Annotated in this window: 15 protein-coding genes; 2 read left to right on the plus strand and 13 right to left on the minus strand. The window is 69.9% G+C overall.

Features of this window, described 5'->3' with window-relative positions; genetic code table 11:
- Positions 1-15: 15 nt before the first annotated feature.
- From IE250_RS15360 to IE250_RS15400, 9 genes are all read right to left on the minus strand, one after another.
- A complete protein-coding gene (locus IE250_RS15360) occupies positions 16-900 on the minus strand; it encodes an intradiol ring-cleavage dioxygenase (RefSeq protein ID WP_189670133.1) in 885 nt (294 codons plus the stop codon).
- Between the two features lie 88 nt (positions 901-988).
- Positions 989-1,603 carry a TetR/AcrR family transcriptional regulator gene (locus tag IE250_RS15365; RefSeq protein WP_189670134.1) on the minus strand — a complete coding sequence of 205 codons (615 nt, stop codon included), beginning with the start codon at positions 1,601-1,603 and terminating at the stop codon, positions 989-991.
- Positions 1,604-1,685: 82 nt separating this feature from the next.
- Positions 1,686-2,477 (minus strand): strictosidine synthase, encoded by a 792-nt coding sequence (locus IE250_RS15370; RefSeq protein ID WP_189670135.1) that lies wholly within the window; start codon positions 2,475-2,477, stop codon positions 1,686-1,688.
- A gap of 36 nt (positions 2,478-2,513) precedes the next feature.
- A complete protein-coding gene (locus tag IE250_RS15375) occupies positions 2,514-3,371 on the minus strand; it encodes an alpha/beta fold hydrolase (RefSeq protein ID WP_189670136.1) in 858 nt (285 codons plus the stop codon).
- A 173-nt stretch (positions 3,372-3,544) separates the two neighbouring features.
- Positions 3,545-4,828, minus strand: a complete 1,284-nt coding sequence (locus IE250_RS15380) for an MFS transporter (RefSeq protein WP_229872488.1) — start codon at positions 4,826-4,828, stop codon at positions 3,545-3,547.
- Positions 4,829-4,914: 86 nt separating this feature from the next.
- Positions 4,915-5,757, minus strand: coding sequence for a serine/threonine-protein kinase (locus IE250_RS15385; RefSeq protein ID WP_189670138.1), 843 nt, complete (start codon positions 5,755-5,757; stop codon positions 4,915-4,917).
- 117 nt (positions 5,758-5,874) lie between these two features.
- Entirely contained in the window at positions 5,875-6,438 is a 564-nt protein-coding gene (locus IE250_RS15390) for a hypothetical protein (RefSeq protein WP_189670139.1), read from the minus strand.
- A 91-nt stretch (positions 6,439-6,529) separates the two neighbouring features.
- On the minus strand, positions 6,530-7,108 hold the full coding sequence (locus IE250_RS15395; protein ID WP_189670140.1) for a dihydrofolate reductase family protein: 579 nt from the start codon (positions 7,106-7,108) through the stop codon (positions 6,530-6,532).
- Between the two features lie 98 nt (positions 7,109-7,206).
- Positions 7,207-8,640 carry an MFS transporter gene (locus IE250_RS15400; RefSeq protein WP_189670141.1) on the minus strand — a complete coding sequence of 478 codons (1,434 nt, stop codon included), beginning with the start codon at positions 8,638-8,640 and terminating at the stop codon, positions 7,207-7,209.
- A 151-nt stretch (positions 8,641-8,791) separates the two neighbouring features.
- Between IE250_RS15400 and IE250_RS15405 the strand changes: the two genes are divergently transcribed.
- Positions 8,792-9,160 carry a YciI family protein gene (locus IE250_RS15405; RefSeq protein WP_189670142.1) on the plus strand — a complete coding sequence of 123 codons (369 nt, stop codon included), beginning with the start codon at positions 8,792-8,794 and terminating at the stop codon, positions 9,158-9,160.
- Complete coding sequence (locus IE250_RS15410; protein ID WP_189670143.1) at positions 9,157-10,407, plus strand: RNA polymerase sigma factor; 1,251 nt, start codon at positions 9,157-9,159, stop codon at positions 10,405-10,407. Before IE250_RS15405 ends, IE250_RS15410 begins: the two co-directional genes overlap by 4 nt.
- Before the next feature lie 71 nt (positions 10,408-10,478).
- Here IE250_RS15410 and IE250_RS24950 read toward each other — a convergent pair whose 3' ends face one another.
- The 4 genes from IE250_RS24950 to IE250_RS15430 are packed head-to-tail and all read right to left on the minus strand — an operon-like array spanning position 10,479 to position 15,976.
- The gene (locus tag IE250_RS24950; RefSeq protein WP_308434142.1) at positions 10,479-13,043 is read right to left on the minus strand and encodes a glycoside hydrolase family 32 protein; all 2,565 of its coding nucleotides are present in this window, start codon (positions 13,041-13,043) and stop codon (positions 10,479-10,481) included.
- A gap of 24 nt (positions 13,044-13,067) precedes the next feature.
- Positions 13,068-14,036, minus strand: coding sequence for a family 43 glycosylhydrolase (locus IE250_RS15420; protein WP_189670144.1), 969 nt, complete (start codon positions 14,034-14,036; stop codon positions 13,068-13,070).
- Positions 14,037-14,071: 35 nt separating this feature from the next.
- Complete coding sequence (locus IE250_RS15425; protein ID WP_189670145.1) at positions 14,072-15,007, minus strand: carbohydrate ABC transporter permease; 936 nt, start codon at positions 15,005-15,007, stop codon at positions 14,072-14,074.
- 3 nt (positions 15,008-15,010) lie between these two features.
- The gene (locus tag IE250_RS15430) at positions 15,011-15,976 is read right to left on the minus strand and encodes a carbohydrate ABC transporter permease (RefSeq protein WP_189670146.1); all 966 of its coding nucleotides are present in this window, start codon (positions 15,974-15,976) and stop codon (positions 15,011-15,013) included.
- Between the last annotated feature and the right edge of the window lie 82 nt (positions 15,977-16,058).

The following is a 16,058-nucleotide window of genomic DNA, read 5'->3' on the forward strand; positions in this document are numbered from 1 at the left end:
CGGGGATGCGGCCTGCTACACCGGCACCCGCAGGGTCGCCGTGTAGCCCTCGCTCACGGAGCCGGAGACCCTCGCCATCTGCAGGGTGTAGCCGTCGGAGAACACCATGTCCGAGTCCAGGCTGACGTCCTGCAGGTTGGCGACGCTCTGCTCGTAGCCCTCGGTCGCGTACACGGCCTCGGACACGTCCTGCGGCAGGGCGAGCTGCGAGGTTCGCATGCGGTTCGTGGCGCTGGTGGCGTCGTCCAGCGACGGGTAGACCTCGAAGTGGATGTGCGGCCAGCGGCCCGGGTAGCAGGCGGGGAAGATCGAGGTGAAGGTGACCTTGCCGTCGGCGTCGGCCTCCTGGACGCCGCGCAGGTAGTTCTGGTCCGTGATGTCGTACATGGAGTACGCGCCGTCGCGGTCGCAGTGCCACGCGTACACGGCGGCGCCCGCGACGGGGGTCCCGGCGTCGCCCTCGCCCGACACGTCCACCACCGTCAGCGAGAACGTCAGCGGGATGCCTTCGGCCGTGCCGGACGAGTCCCCGAAGCTCGAGGTGATGTCCCTGCGCACCACGCCGGTCGTGGTCAGGGCATTGGGCCCGTTGGTGCCGTCGGCGGGGTAGGGCCCGTTCGTCTCCTCGGGGATCTCTCCCTCGCCGACTTCCGACTGCGAGACGTCGCCGCTCCCGCCGCCGCCCGGGGCGCCCGACAGCGGCGCACCGCTCGGACCGGATGAGCCAGTGCTGGGAGAGCAGGCGGCGAGAGCCGCGGCGAGACCGCCGACGCTCAGCAGGCCGATGGCGTGCCGCCGGTTGAGGAGCGTCGGCAGGTCGTGCGAGAGCCCGAGGTCGTGCGCCTCGGGGGTCTCGTGTTGGTCGTGCCCTGTGCTGGGCCTGGTGTCGCGGGGCTTCATGGCCCGAAGGTAGGGCGCGGTGCTGGGCCGCGCCCGCCAGCAGGCTGGGAGAGCGCTGAACGGTCCGGCACGTCGGCCCCGGGCCGGCTCACTCCGGCAGGAGCACGCCGACCTGGTCTCGGATCTCCCGGACGACGGCGTCGACCGGGTTGGTGGCGTTGATGGTCGCGGCCATGCTGATGAACATGATCGCGGAGACGATGTGGGCCCGTGCCGCGGCGTCCTGCGCGGTGGTGCGCTGGTCCCTTTGCAGGACGGCGGCGATCGCTTCCTCGGTCTGCACGGTCAGGGTGAGGGCGTCGCGGTGGTGGGGTTCGGCGGGGTCGCCGAACACGATCTCGCGCAGGTAGGTCCGCCCGTTGTCGACCTGCTTGCGGTTGCACTCCACGACCGGGCGCACGATCGCCATCACGGCGTCGAGCGTGTTGGTGATGTCCTCGGCCGCCGCCTTGCCCTGCTCGAGCGCGTCGGCGTAGGTGGAGTTCTGCACGAGCAGGAGCAGCTCGCTCTTTGACTTGGCGTAGAGGAACAGGGTGCCCGCGCCGATGTCGGCCTTGTCGGCGATCTCCTGGGTGGTGACGTCGTCGACGCCGCGTTCGGCGAACAGCTCGGTGGCAGCGGCGGTGATGCGGTCCAGCTTTTCCTGCTTGTTCCGCTCGCGCCTGCTGGGCGTCTTGGACGGCGTCCTGGAGGCGAGTGGCATAGCTGCTCTCCTTCGCTGCTGAGTGTGCTCGAATCTGCCGACGCTCATTCTTTCACGGGCCCCGGAGTCGGTCCGAATGCCCTTATCTCTCGTAGTGCAGGAGCTCCTTGCCGTTCTTGACGTAGGTCAGTGCGTCGGTGACGTCGTAGGCGTGGATGGCGGAGACGACCGGAGCCAGCGCGCCCGAGAGGCTCGCGACCTCGGGGCTCTCGAAGAAGGCCGCGCGTGCTGCGTGGTCGGGGAAGCCGAGGACGAGGGAGGCGTGGAACCGCTGGTCTGCCGGGTTGTCGTGCGCGACGTTCGGCGTGTCCCAGAGCTTCTCGTTCCAGGGCATGAAGACCTGGGTGCGCAGCTCCCGCAGCAGGCCCGAGCCGGCCAGCGAGCCGGCGAGGGAGCCGATGCGCTTGCGGAACGCGCCGGTTGTGACGCCTTCCCGCTTGCGGAGGTAGACCAGGGCGCGGGCGCCGACCTTCTCGCCGGGCACGGCCACGTCGTACCAGCGCGCCGAGCTCGGGGGCCCGGCGTAGAGCAGAGTGCGCCGGAAGACGTTGATCTCGTCCTTGTAGGCGAGCGCGGTCTGCTTGCGGCCCAGCAGCGGCGACAGCACCGAACGGAACGTGACCTCCGCGACGCCGTCGATCCTGCGGTCGGCAGGGATGGCGGTCTCGACGCCCGGGGTGGTCGGCCACAGTCCGGGGTTGTGCTCGGCCAGGTGGATCTGCCGGTACTCGTCGAACCCGGGCGTGGCGGAGATGATCTTGGAGTGCGGGCCCTTCCAGTGGTCCATACCCGTCTGCCGGGGCTGGTCGTTGCGCATCCACAGCAGGATCGAGGAGGCGAACGGCTTCTTCGTCGGGGGCTGGGTAGTCGTCATGTCCTTGCCTTCGTCTCTTGGTTCGTGTGGGTGGGGTCAGCGGGCGAGGAACTCGACTGCGATGGGGGCGAACTTCTGGTGGAACTGGAAGATGCCGCCGTGCCCGGAGTCCGGGTAGATGACCAGCTCGGAACCCTGGATCCGGCGGTGCAGGTCGTCGGACAGCACCGAGGGCACCATCCGGTCGTTGTCGCCGTTGGCGATCAGGGTGGGCTGGGTGAGCTTCGACAGGTCGGCGGGGACCGAGCGGCCGTACTTCGCGATCGCCTTCAGCTGGGTCCGGAACGCCTTCACCGAGATGTCCGCGTCGCGGTCGACGGTGCGCTCCTTGAGCCGGTTCACGAACGCGCGAGCGGCGACCTTGCCGGTGGCGTTCCGGTTGAAGAACAGGAACTCCTTCGGGTCCTTCCGGGTCAGCGTCGCGCGCAGGACGTCGTAGTAGGTGGTGCCGACGACCTTGTCGATGTCCTTGCCGCCCCGGGGCCCTGTGCCGGTCAGGACGAGCTTGCGGACCAGCTCGGGGTGCTTGACCACGAGGTCCTGGGCGACCATGCCGCCAAGGGAGAAGGAGAAGATGTCGATCGTCTCGAAGCCGAGGGCCTTGATGAACGTGTAGGCGTCGTCAGCCATCTCTTCGACGCTGTCCGGGACGCTGCCCGTGGAGGCGCCGACGCCGCGGTTGTCGAAGGTGATGACGTGGCGGTCCTTCGCGATCGGGTCGACGATCCGCGGGTCCCAGTTGTCCAGCGTCGCCGCGAGGTGCACGAAGAACACCACCGGAATCCCGCCCTTCGGGCCCAGCTCCCGGTACGCGTAGGTCACGCCGCCGGCGGTGACCGTGCGGGCCGGAGCCTGCGCGTACGACGTGATCACGGTTTCGTTCTCGTTGCTCATGATGCTCTCCTGTCCTGGACCTCAATCTGAGGTAACTCAATAATGAGGCCACTCAGTCCTGCTTGTCAAGGGCAGGACGAATGCCGCCACTCCGTGTGTGGAGCAGCGGCATTCGTGGAGGTGGGCGCGCCTTGGCAGCGCGCGGTCGGGCCGCCTTTTGAGGCGCGGGGTCCTCAGGCCGACGACGCCGCCGTCGCCCGCTCCACGCCGTCGACCGCCGGGGTCACCCGCCGCGCGACGACAGCCGCCGTCGCGGCGATGCCGAGGCAGCCGGCCACCACCACGCCGATGAAGGCTCCCGCCCACCCCTGCTCGAGCAGGAGTCCCGCGGCGACGGGGCCAGCGATGGTGCCCGCCTGGAACGCGCCAGAGCTGATCGCGTTGTACCGGCCACGCAGGTGCGCGGGCGCCATGTCGTTGGTCAGCGCCGGCAGGGCCGACTGCAGCAGGGTCTCCCCCAGCCCGAACACGCCGTGGAACGCCAGCACGATGACAACGGCCGTCATGCCGCCAGGCATCAGTCCCGTGACGCCGAGCAGCAGCCAGGCCGCCGCCCACACGACGGCCATGAGTGCGAGCACCCGCGTGCGGCGTCGTCCGCGGACGCGGTTCATCACCCAGAACTGCAGCGCGACGATCACCACCGTGTTGACCACGAACGCGAAGCCGATCACGCGGGTCGAGACCTCGGCCACCTGCCGGGCGAAGGCGGGGAAGCCGCCCTCCATCTGCCCGTAGCCCACGAAAGCCGCGAGCAGACCGAGCGCGGCGAGCCAGAGCACCTCGGGCCGACGGAGGATCGCCAGGTACCCGTCCTGCGCGCCGTCGGCGTCGTCCGGCCGCTCGACGCGTCCGTGCAGGTGCCGCAGCGGCCCCAGCAGCACGACGACGGGGATGACGAACGTCGCGGCGTTGACCAGGAAGGCCATGACGAACGTGCCCGGCCGCTCGACGTCGACCACGAGCCCGCCGACGACGCCGCCCACGCCGATGCCGAGGTTGAGCAGCGCGAAGTTCACGCCGTAGTACCGCTGCCGCAGGTCGCCGTCGACGACCGTCGCGACCAGCGCGTTGACCGACGGCCACCCGACGCCGAGCTGCACGCCGAAGAGCGCGAGCCCCAGCGCCGCCACGGCCGGGACCGTGGCGAAGCCGAGCACGGCGTATCCGGCGACTGCGCAGACCAGGCCGGTGAGCATGACCCGCCGGGCACCGTACCTGTCGACCAGGGCGCCGGCGGGGCCGGTGACGATCATGCCGATCACCGCGATCAGCCCCATGAGCGTCCCGGACAGGCCGAGCGAGAACCCGCGCACCTCGTGCAGGTAGATGATCGTGAACGGGAGCGTCAGGCCGCGGCCGAAGAACTGCACGACCACGGTGGACAGGAGCCAGCGGCCGTCGCGCGGCAGGTCCGACCAGAAGCCGATGGCGCCGGAGCGCAGGGAGGATGTCACCCGCTGATCCTCACCTCCGAGGGGCCGGGACGGCGAGCGGATTTCGGACATCGCGGTGAGCGGTCAGGCAGGGCCTATCGGCGTGCTCATGAGGTCGTTCTGGCGGCGGGTGCGCTCGCCGACCGCCACGCCTCTGCCAGCGCGGCGACCGATGTCCAGCGTGCGTCCCGTTCGGCGCACATCGCCCGCGCGGCGACGGCGAACTGCGCGTCCGAGCCGGCCCAGGCCGCACGTGACTTCGTCGCGTCGTCGCCCAGGAACGTGTGCGCGAGGGCCCCGAGCGCGAAGACGTTCGTAACCTCGTCGATCGGCGCGCCCAGCTCGTACTCCTCGGGCGACATGAACCGGGTCGAGCCCCACATCCGGCCCATCCGGTTGGTCGTCGGCCCTTGCCGATAGAAGTCGAGGTCGCAGAGGACGATCCGCCCGGTCGCGGCGTCGACCATCACCGAGCCGTCGTAGAGGTCGATCGCTACCCACCCGAGCGCCGCGGCGTGCCCGTGGAAGTCGTAGATCTGCTGCACGGCGTCGGCCCGAGCCGGCTGAGCGAGGGACCGCACGACGTGCGACCGTTCGTACTGCTTGCCGACCGGCGTCGCGTCGGTCCAGTCGAACACGAGGGCGTGTCCGCCTCCGACGTCGACGGCCTCGCGCAGCGCCACGAGTGAGGGGTGGGCGAGCGCCCGATAGACCTCAGCCGATCGACGGAGGTTCGCCACCGCCGTCTCGACGGCGCCGTCGTACCGCACCGTCGGCGCGCCCGCGTACTTGACGAACACTCGGCCGGCCGGACCCTCGACACCGAGGCAGAGGTTGCCCGAGTCCTGCTGGTCGAGCACGGCGAACGCACTGCCCCAGCGGGCCGTGAACGACAGGTCGTGCGACGCGCGGAGACGTACCGGCAGCCCGTCGACCTCCGTCACGATCACGCGCGGGAGCGTATCAAGGGGGTCGGGCCTCACCCGCGGGCGAGAGCTACCCGAGCGACACGCCCTGCTCTGTCATCGCGACTCGCCCAACGGTCGCAGTGCCCCGCCTCGCCCCGTTCAGTCGCAGCTGTCGCAGCGACCCGTCGCCGGCAGCTGCATGTAGCAGCTCGGGCAGCTCGCCGGAGCCGCGTCGGGTGCGTGCGCGAACGAGGACGTCTGCGTTCCCGAGAACCCGGCCATCAGAACGCGCTTGTACCCGCCGCCGGCCTGCTGGACGTCGACGAAGCCCTTGTTGAAGAAGGCCGTCACCTCATGTCCTGGCCCGGGCGAGACAGCGACGTACGAGCGCGACGACGGGATCCAGATACGGGTCTTGTCCAGCCCCTCGGCGATCTCCCGCATGGCCGCACGCTGGGCCATCGCGATGGGGAGCGCCTCGAGTGCGGCGTCGAAGGAGTCGAAGTCGTCGCGGTCGGAACCGGCGAGAGCGTCGACGCAGGTCTTGCAGATCTTGAACTTCTGGCGATCGAGCTCGGTCGCGGGCTGGAGCGATGCCAGACGATCCGCGGCAATGTGCTGGCAGTCCTTGCCGTGCAGAACCCTGCCGTAAGGAACCCTGTAGAGCAGCTCGAGCGGGATCTCTGCGCCTGCAACAGCAGGGGTCTCACTGGACGTAGTCACCAGTTAAGTATCGCTGCTCGAAGGGCCCAGTGGGGACACCAGTTTTCGGGGCGTCCCCAGCGACTGGGCGAGTCGACGAGCTTGGACCGACTCAGACGTGCAGCGTGGGCCGGTAGATGAGCTCCTGGGTGCGACCGTCGAGCGTCCGGTGCTCGATCAGCTCGAGGTCGAAGTCGGCCGCACCCTGGAAGATCGGGTCCTCTCCGGTCTGACCGGTGATCACGGGGAAGAGCGTCACCTGGACGCGGTCGACCAGGCCCGCGGCCATCAGCGCCCGGTTCATCGACAGGCTGCCGTGCGAGCGCAACGGCACGTCGGACTCCTCCTTGAGCCGGGCGACGACGTCGACGGCGTCCCCGCTCGCGACGGTCGCGTCCGGCCAGTCGAGCGGCCCTTCCAGCGTGCTCGACACCACCGTTGTAGGCAGGTGCCTCATCCGGGTGACCCACGGGTCGCGCACGTCGGACTCCTCGGTGCTCTCGGCCAGCATCTGCGCGAACAGCCGATACGTGTTCGCCCCGAAGACCATCCGCTGCTCCTGGTCGTAAAGGGCGAGGCGGTGGTCGAGGAGCTCGGGGCCCTGCTTGCCCCAGTAGCCGGTCCAGTTGCCGCCGGCGGCACCGAAGCCATCGAGGCTCGTAAAGACGTCGAACGTGTAGGTAGCGGTCATGATGCTCTCCTCGAGTGGGGCCGATCCGGTCTGTGAGTTCAGACCGGAAGACACGGCGATACTCATCGCTTCCTCGCCACCGAGGTCGACCTGCCCGCCTATGCCCGCTGGGTAGCCATCGCCCGCTCGCGGCGCCCCGCCGCAACCGTCCCACCCACCGTCAGAACGGCGCACAGCACCAGCACACCGGCGCCCGCCGGCCCGACGAGGTGGAGGGCCCCGACGAGCGCGCCGCTCCCGGTCTCCATGTGGGGTACCGCGAGCAGCCCGACGGTCCCGAGCAAGGCGATGCCGATCGCCGAGCCCAGGTGGTTTCCCGTCTCCGCGAGCGCCGCGGCGCGGGCGGCCGCTTCCGGCGGCGCGGCCGACATGAGGCGCTGGGTGCCGAACATGAAGAGCGGCGCGCACCCGAACCCCGCGACGGTGTACGCGGCGATCACGGGAACGAGCGGCTGATCGCGGCTCGCCAGGGTGAGCAGCAGCTCGCCGGCGGCAGACACCAGGAGCCCGCCGGGAATCAGGACGTCGGCCGGGATCCGGCGGTTCAGGAGCCCCGCGACCTGCGTCCCGGCGGCGATGCCCAGCCCCATCGGGGCGAACGCGATCGCGGCGGCCAGCGGCGTCATCCCGGCGTCGGACTGGAGGTACTGGGTGGCCCAGAAGCCGGTGCCGGCCAGCACCACGGCGGCCAGGGTGAGCGAGCCGATCGTGCTGGCCACGACCGGGGTCGCCAGAACCCGCAGGTCGATCAGCGGTGCCTCGGCGGTGAGCTGACGCCGGACGAAGCCGGCCCCCGCGAGCAGCGCGCCTACGCCGGCCGCCACCACGAGCACACCGGGAGCGCCAGCACCCGGGATCGCCGCCTTGATCACCACGAACACGCAGGCGAGTGCCCCGACGAGGAGCCCGGCTCCGAGCCCGTCCACGCGCTGGGCGGCGGCGGGGTCGACGTGCTCGGGCAGCCACCGCGGACCGAGCACCAGCACCGCGAGGCCCACTGGCACGGCGATCAGGAAGACCGAGCCCCACCACCACTGGTGCAGCATCACGCCGCCGATCACGGGTCCGAAGGAGGCGAACACGAACTGGGTGGCTGCCCACGCCCCGATGGCCTGGCCGCGCCGCTTCTCGTCCGGGAAGAGCTCGGAGATGAGCGCGAGCGTCGACGGCATCAGGGTCGCGCCCGCGACGGCCTGCAGCACCCGCGCCAGGATCAAGACCTCGGTGCTGGGCGCGAACGCCGCCAGGAGGGAGGCCAGCAGGAACCCGGCGGACCCGAGGAGGAGCAGGCGGCGGCGTCCGACGCGGTCGCCGACCGCGCCCGCCACGATGGCGAGCACGCCCACCACGAGGCCGTAGACGTCACTGATCCACAGCTGCTCTGCCGGGCCGACGTCCAGGTCGACCGTGAGCTCGGGCAGCGCAAGGAACAGGACGTTGATGTCGACGGCGACGACCGCGGTCGGCAGTAGGAGCAGGATCATCCCCCGCCACGCGCGGGCGACGGGATCTTGCGGCTGGGCGGTTCTCACGAGTTGTCTCATGCCCGTTGGTCGTCACGGGTGGCCGGTTCTCGACAGGACCGGCGAAGATTCTTCTGGTCGGCTGTCGTATCCAGCGCGCCCGTGTCGACCAAGGTACGACGACGGCAGAGCGCCGCCGGATCCGAACCCAGGAGGAACCATGAAGTACCTGATCCTGATGCAGGTCGACCCCACCGTCATCGAGCAGCTCACGCCCGAGCAGGGCAAGCAGATCGAGGAGGGCCACGCCGCGTTCATGGCGCACACCAAGGAGCGCGGTGAGTTCATCGGCACGCAGGCGCTGGCCGACCCGAGCCAGTCGAAAGTAGTGCGGTCCGTGGCCGGGACCCCGCTGACGAGCGACGGTCCGTTCGCCGAGGCCAAGGAGTACCTCGGCGGCTTCTATCTGCTGGACGTCGAGGACGAGGCCCGCGCACTGGAGCTCGCCCGCATGATCCCGGACAGCACCGTGGACGGGCTGGCCCTGGAGGTGCGTCCGGTGATGTTCAGCGACTTCGGGGACCTGTGACACCTGTGCCCTCCGAGGGCGAGGACCTGCTGCGCGACCTGGCGCCGCAGGTCCTCGCCCGGCTCGTGCGCTCGTACGGCACGGGCCAGTTCGACGTCTGCGAGGACGCGGTCCAGGATGCGCTCCTCGCGGCGTACCGCCAGTGGCCGGCCGATCCGCCGTCGGACCCCCTTGCCTGGCTCGTCACCGCTGCCCGACGGCGGTACGTGGACCGCATCCGGTCAGACAGCCGACGCCGGGAGCGGGAGGCCCGTGATGCTCTCCTGAACGAACCGCTGACCGAGCCCCTGGCCGGCGCGGACGCCGGCCACTCCCCCGCCGACGACAGCCTGCTCCTGCTGCAGCTCTGCTGCCATCCGGCACTGCCCAGGCCGGCGCAGGTCGCGCTCACCCTGCGCGCCGTGGCCGGGCTGACGACGGCGCAGATCGCGAACGTCCACCAGCTCCCCGAGGCGACGGTCGCGCAGCGCATCACGCGCGCCAAGCGGCGTCTGGCCGAGCTCGGCGGAGACCTGCCACGGCCCAGGGACGCGGCCGAGCGGCTCGGTCCCGTGCTCGACGTGCTCTACGCGATGCAGACCGAGGCCCATCACACGACGTCGGGCGCGCCGGCCCGCGACACGGACCTCGCGGCCGAGGCCGTCCACCTCGCGCGGCTCCTGCACCAGGCACTGCCCGACGATCCCGAGGTGGCGGGCCTGCTGGCGCTCATGCTGCTCACCGAGTCGCGAGGGCCGGCGCGCCAGGCCGCCGACGGCTCGCTGATCCCCCTGGACGAGCAGGACCGGACGCGCTGGGACCAGCTCCTCGCGCGCGAGGGGATCGCCCTGGTCGAGGCCACCGCGCCCGGCGCCGCGCCAGGCCCGTACCTGCTGCAGGCCTGCATCGCCGCCCTGCACGCCGAGGCGCCCGACACCGGTTCGACGGACTGGACCGAGATCCTCGCGCTCTACGACGTCCTGCAGATCGTGACTGGACGCGGCAACCCGACGATCGCCCTGAACCGGATAGTCGCCGAGGCTCAGGTGCACGGCGACGGCTCCGCGCTCGACTCCCTGAACCTGCTCGAGCGGGCGCACCCCGGGCTCCCCCGGCTCGATGCGGTCCGCGCGCACCTGCTGGAGCGCCAGGGCCGGAGCATCGAGGCGGCCGACGCCTACCGCCGAGCCGTGCGCGCGACGCGCAACCTCGCCGAGCAGCAGTACCTCCAGCGCCGTCTGCGGACCATCACCCGACCGAACGCATAGCCGAGGCCAGGGGCGAGCTGTGGGACGGCATCGGCTACCACGACCGGAGGCCGACGCCGCCCACCTCGCTCTCAGCGGCGGTACGAGGCCAGATGCCAGACCCGGATCGCCTCGAGCCTGCCGGTGCCTCCCTCGGCGAACAGCTCGACGCCGTCGCTGCCCGGGTCGGGGAAGACCTGGTCGGTGAGAACGACCTCGCCGTCGGCGCCGAAGACCTCCACCGAGGACCAGTCGAGCAGGACCTTCACCCGCACCTTGCCGTCCTGGGCAGGCAGCGGGGCCCGGTGGACGCCGGGGAACCCGGGGTTGAACCCGACCTCGCCCGAGCGGGTGCGGTCCACGTACAGCTCCTGGGTCAGGGCGTCGTAGCCGATCACCGTCTCCTGGCCTGGGCCGGTGGCCACCTTGAGGCCGAACCGGTCCGCCTCGGCCAGCGAGAAGGTCGCGTCGATCTCTAGCGCCTTGCCGTCCGCTCGACCGTCCGCGAAGGGGATCGACCCTTCACGAATGGTGACGTCTCGGGCCGCGACCGCCTCGCCGTCGCGAAGGGATCGCAGCGACGTGACCGGCTGCTGGGTGAGCCGCGCCTCGCCGTCGATGGTCTTCAGAGCCAGCTCGTGAGGGACGGTCATGGCTCCGCGCCATGGGGTGGTCGGCGTGCCGCCGGCGTACTGCCAGCTGCTCATCCAGCCGATCATGTACCGCTCACCGGTGGGGACGTTGTCCCAGGAGACCCCGGCGTAGTTGTCCGCACCGAAGTCGACCCAGTCAGCACGCTCCACCACTGACCGCGCGGGTGCGTCCGAGAAGGTGAAGTGGTCGGCCAGGAGGTGGCCCCAGCCACCGCTGTTGGCGTCGATCACCTTCACCTGGGCCTGCTGGCCCTGGTAGCGGCGCAGGTCGAAGGAGGCCCAGTCCAGCCGCTCGCTGTTGGTTCCGGTCTCGCTGTCCACGATCTCGCCGTCCACGACCAGGTTCACCGTGGTCTCGTTGGAAGCGGGCTGCGCCGGGGTGTCGGAGAGCATCACCGAGTCGAGGTTGAGGTGTCCCCAGCCGCCGGTGTTCTGGTCGACCACCTCGAGCTGTGCGGTCTGCCCGCGGAGCTCGGAGACGTCCCACGAGGACCAGGCGAGCCGTTCGCCGTCGTTGCCGGTCGCCGTGCGCAGCACCTCTCCGTCGACCAGGAGGTTCACCGCCGTGGGGTTGGCCCCCGAGATCGGGTGGTGGCCGCCACCGATGAGGAAGTTGATGTAGTCGTTGGTGATCTCGAACTCGGAGGACGTCAGGGTGCCCACCGAGCCGTCCTGGTTGACGAACGTGTTGACCAGGCCGTCGCCCTCGAAGCCGGTGACCTCCTGCTGGCCGGGAAGGGTGCCGGTCGCAGGCGCGGTGCCGAACGCCTCACCGGTGGCGGTCCAGCCATCGCCGTAGCTGCCGCCCTCGAAGTCGGCGATCATCGTCGCCGGAACCGGGACGGGTGGGTCCACCACCGAGCCGGCCGTGTGCGGGTGGTTGCCCCCACCGATGAGGAAGTTCAGGTAGTCCTCCTCCACGGTGAACGCCGGGGACGTCAGCGCGCCGGTGCTCCCGTCATAGCCATGGAAGCTGTTGACCAGCCGCTCACCCCGGTAGCCGCTCACCCCACCCTGATCGGTGCCGGCCGCGGCCCCGGGGACCGGACCGGTGCCGAAGGCTGTGCCTGTCGCTGTCCAGTTCTCGAAGGTCTCGCTCTCGAAGTCCTCGACGACGGCGAGCTCGGCAGGTGGCTCATAGGACCCGTCGTCGTCGGGGGTGAACGTCGTGCCGTCGAACTCGCCGACGAAGTACTGCGTGCCCGAGCCGCCGTAGAGGTGCCCTGGGTTGAGGCTGACGACCAGGACCCACTTCTGCTTGCGCGGGTTGCCGTCTACCGGGAGCTGGAACAGGTCGGGGCACTCCCAGACGCCGCCGACGGCGCCCTGTGGCCCGAAGTCGCTCAGGTGGGTCCAGGTCTTGAGGTCCTTGGAGGAGTAGAAGGCGACCTTCCGGTCGTTGGCCTTCACGACCGTCATCAGCCAGTTCTTGGTGGGCTCGTGCCACTGCACCTTCGGGTCGCGGAAGTCGTCATTGGCGATGTCGAGGACAGGGTTGCCCTCGTACTTGGTCCAGGTGCGGCCGCGGTCCAGGCTGTAGGCCAGCGACTGGTCCTGGCCTGGCCGGCCCTTCAGGGCGCTGGTGTAGATCGCGACCATCGCCGGATCGTCCTTGGAGCCGAAGCCCGTGGTGTTGCCGTAGTCGATGACCGCCGAGCCGGAGAACACCATCTCCTTGTCGTCGTGCGAGAGAGCGAGCGGGAGCTCTTTCCAGTGCACGAGGTCGGTGCTCACCGCGTGCCCCCAGGACATGTTTCCCCAGGAGTTGCCGTCCGGGTTGTGCTGGTAGAAGAGGTGGTACTCGCCCTTGTAGTAGACGAGCCCGTTCGGGTCGTTCATCCAGTTCTTGGCCGGCGTGTAGTGGAACTGCGGACGGAAGTCCTCCGTCAGGACTCCTCCGTCGCCGGTGACGTCCTCGACGGAGGACGCGGGCGATACCCCGACGACTGCGGTCAGGGCGGCCACAGCGACCGTGGCCAACATGGTGGACAGTCCGGATCTCATGGTTCTCCTCCGCGTGTAAGTAGGTCAGTCCTTGCCCGTGCGTGCCCGAGCCCGGTCGACGACGAGCCGACCGTCCGCCCAGCGCACCGGCATCGGGTCGCTGACGCTGCCGACGAACGACCCGTCCGGCGCGTCATGGTGGAACGCGAGCAGCACCCACTGCCCGGCGTGGTCGCGCACCAGGCGGCCGCTGTAGAGCGAGGAGTCCGTGAGCTGCTGCGCGGCGGCGACGTCGTAGGGGCCGAGCAGGGAGACGGCAGGCGCAGCCCACACGCCGCCGGTCGTGCCGACCTTCCGGGCCGCAGACATGTCGGACGCGAGGCACGAGAAGAGCAGCACCGGGATGCCGTCGACCTCTTCCACCTGGGTCACCTCGAGCTGGCCGAAGCCCTGCCCGGGCTCCGTGACAGGCGGGCGCTGCTCCCACGTCCGCAGGTCGGGCGACCACGCGTGCCCGACGACGCCCCGGTCGTCCGCCGGACCGGTGCGGCCGCGCGCCGTGATGAGCATGTGCCAGCCGTCCCCGCCCGGATCGGCGAAGACCCACGGGTCGCGGAACGCCTCGTCGTGCCACTGTCCGTCTGCGAGTGTCTCGTACCAGCGGCCGTCGGCGGCGAGCACTGGGTTCTCCGGGGCCTTGTGCCAGGTCATCAGGTCCGACGACGTCGCGTAGCCGATGCGCTGCACGTTCCCCTCCGGCGTCAGGGTCGAGCCCGTGTAGAACAGGAACCACGTGCCGTCGGGGTGACGCACTACGGAGCCAGTCCATGTGGCCAGGTCGTCCCACCCACCGACATCGGAGCGGACGAGTGCGTCCTCGACACGCGTCCACGTCACGAGGTCCTCGGAGACCGCGTGCCCGATCGATGCGCGGTAGTGCCGCGCGTCTGGCTCGTGCAGCGCACGCGAGGCGTAGAGGAAGAACAGGTGGTGCTGCTCGCCGTCGTCGGCGAACCAGAAGTCCCATACCCAGGAGTCGGGCAGAGTAAACATGTGAGCCTTTCAGGAGGTGTGACGGGTCGGGCTTGCTAGCCCTTGACCCCGCTCGCGGCGACGCTCGAGACGAACGCCCGCTGGAAGGACAGGAAGACGATGAGGACGGGCAGAGTGATGAGCGACGTGTACGCCATGACCTCGCCCCAGGCGGTGTTGAGCTGGAAGAAGTACTGCATGCCCACCATCACGGGGCGGAGCTCCTCCTGCTGGACCACCATCAGCGGCCAGAGGTACTGGTTCCACGCGGGCAGGAACGTCAGGATCGCCACCGTCGCGAAGGCCGGGCCGGCGAGCGGGACGATGATCCGGCGGTAGATCGTGAACCAGCCGGCGCCGTCGATGCGGGCCGCCTCGTCGAGCGACTTCGGGATCGTGGAGAAGTACTGCGTGAACAGGAAGATCGAGAAGGCGTTCGCGATGAACGGCACGATCTGCACGTGGTAGCTGTTCAGCCAGCCGAAGTCGTACTTCAGGATGCCGCCCTCCATGACGAGGGTCGGCAGCTTGGAGACCCAGTACACCATCGGGACGGCGATCGTCTCGAAGGGCACGATGAGGGTCGCGATGACGATTGCCAGCACGACCGAGCGGCCCTTCCAGCGCATGCGCGACAGCGCGAACCCGGCCATCGAGTTGACGACCAGGCCCAGCCCCACCGTCAGCACCGTCACCAGCACGGAGTTGACGAGGAACTGCCCGACCGGCACCCGGTCGAACACGCCGAAGTAGTTGTCCAGGCTGATGTCGCCGACCGGCAGGAACGCGCGCGGGGAGCCCACGTCCCCGAGGATCTGCGCGTCCGGTTTGAGGGACGACACGAACATGAACACGAGCGGGAACAGGAAGACGACGGCGAGCGCGCTCATCGCGACGTAGGACCAGACCTTGCGACGGCGGCGCAAGACGTGCTCGCCGGGGTCGGCCGCGGTCCGGGAAGCGGGCCGGGACGTGAGGGATGCTGTGGCCATGGCTCAGTCCTTTTCTCGCGTGAGGAACCGCTGGACCAGTGCGACGATCAGCACCAGCACAAAGAAGATGAGCGAGATCGTCGCCCCGTAGCCCGTCTCCATCTCCCGATAGCCCTTGCGCACGGCGTGGTAGACGAGGGTCGTCGTCGAGTTCACCGGCCCGCCCTGCGTCATGACGTCGACCTGCACGAACAGGCCGAGCGCGGCGATGGTGATGGTCACCAGCACGAAGACCATGGTCGAGCGCAGGCCTGGCCAGGTGACGTTGGTGAACTGCTGCCACGGCGTCGCCCCGTCCATCCGGGCGGCCTCGTAAAGTTCCTCGGGGATCGTCTGCAGGCCGGACAGCCAGATGAGCATGTGGAAGCCGACCGCCTGCCAGATCGACAGCACGATGATCGCGCCGAGCGCCGTGCTGGGGTTGTTCAGCCAGGCGGTGCCTTGCCACGCGCCGAACGTGATCGTGTCGATGAACGAGTTGACCAGGCCGTCCTTCTGGTACATGAACTTCCACAGGATCGAGACCACGACTATCGAGGTGACGACCGGGACGAAGAAGATGACCCGGAACATGGTCACGCCTCGGAGCTTCTGGTTCACAAGGACCGCGAGCAGGAGGCCGAGGCCCGCCTGCACCGGCACGATGACCACGGCGAAGACGAACGTGTTGATCGCCGACCGCAGGAACGCCGGGTCCGCGGTGAACGCGCGCACGAAGTTGTCCAGACCGACGAACCTCGGCGGGTTCGGCGAGATGAGGCGCGCGTTGGTGAACGAGAGCCCGAAGGCAAGCAGCACCGGGATCACGAGGAAGAGCACGAGCAGGAGCAGCGCCGGGGCCACCATCGCGAGGCCCGAGCGGCCTTCGCTCCGGCGAGCCGCCGCGATGCGCCGACGGCGGGGCGGCGCCGCGGCGCCGGGCTCGGGCGCCGCGAGGAGCGGTGTGGGGATGCTGGAAGAGGTAGTCATGGTCGACTCCGTCCGGGCGCGGGCGGCCCAGGGCCTGGCCCGACGGCGCGAGTCGCGTCGCCGAGCCGGCGGCCGAGCCGCC

The organism is Promicromonospora soli (assembly GCF_014653785.1).
In the GTDB taxonomy this organism is placed as follows: Bacteria; Actinomycetota; Actinomycetes; order Actinomycetales; family Cellulomonadaceae; genus Promicromonospora; species Promicromonospora soli.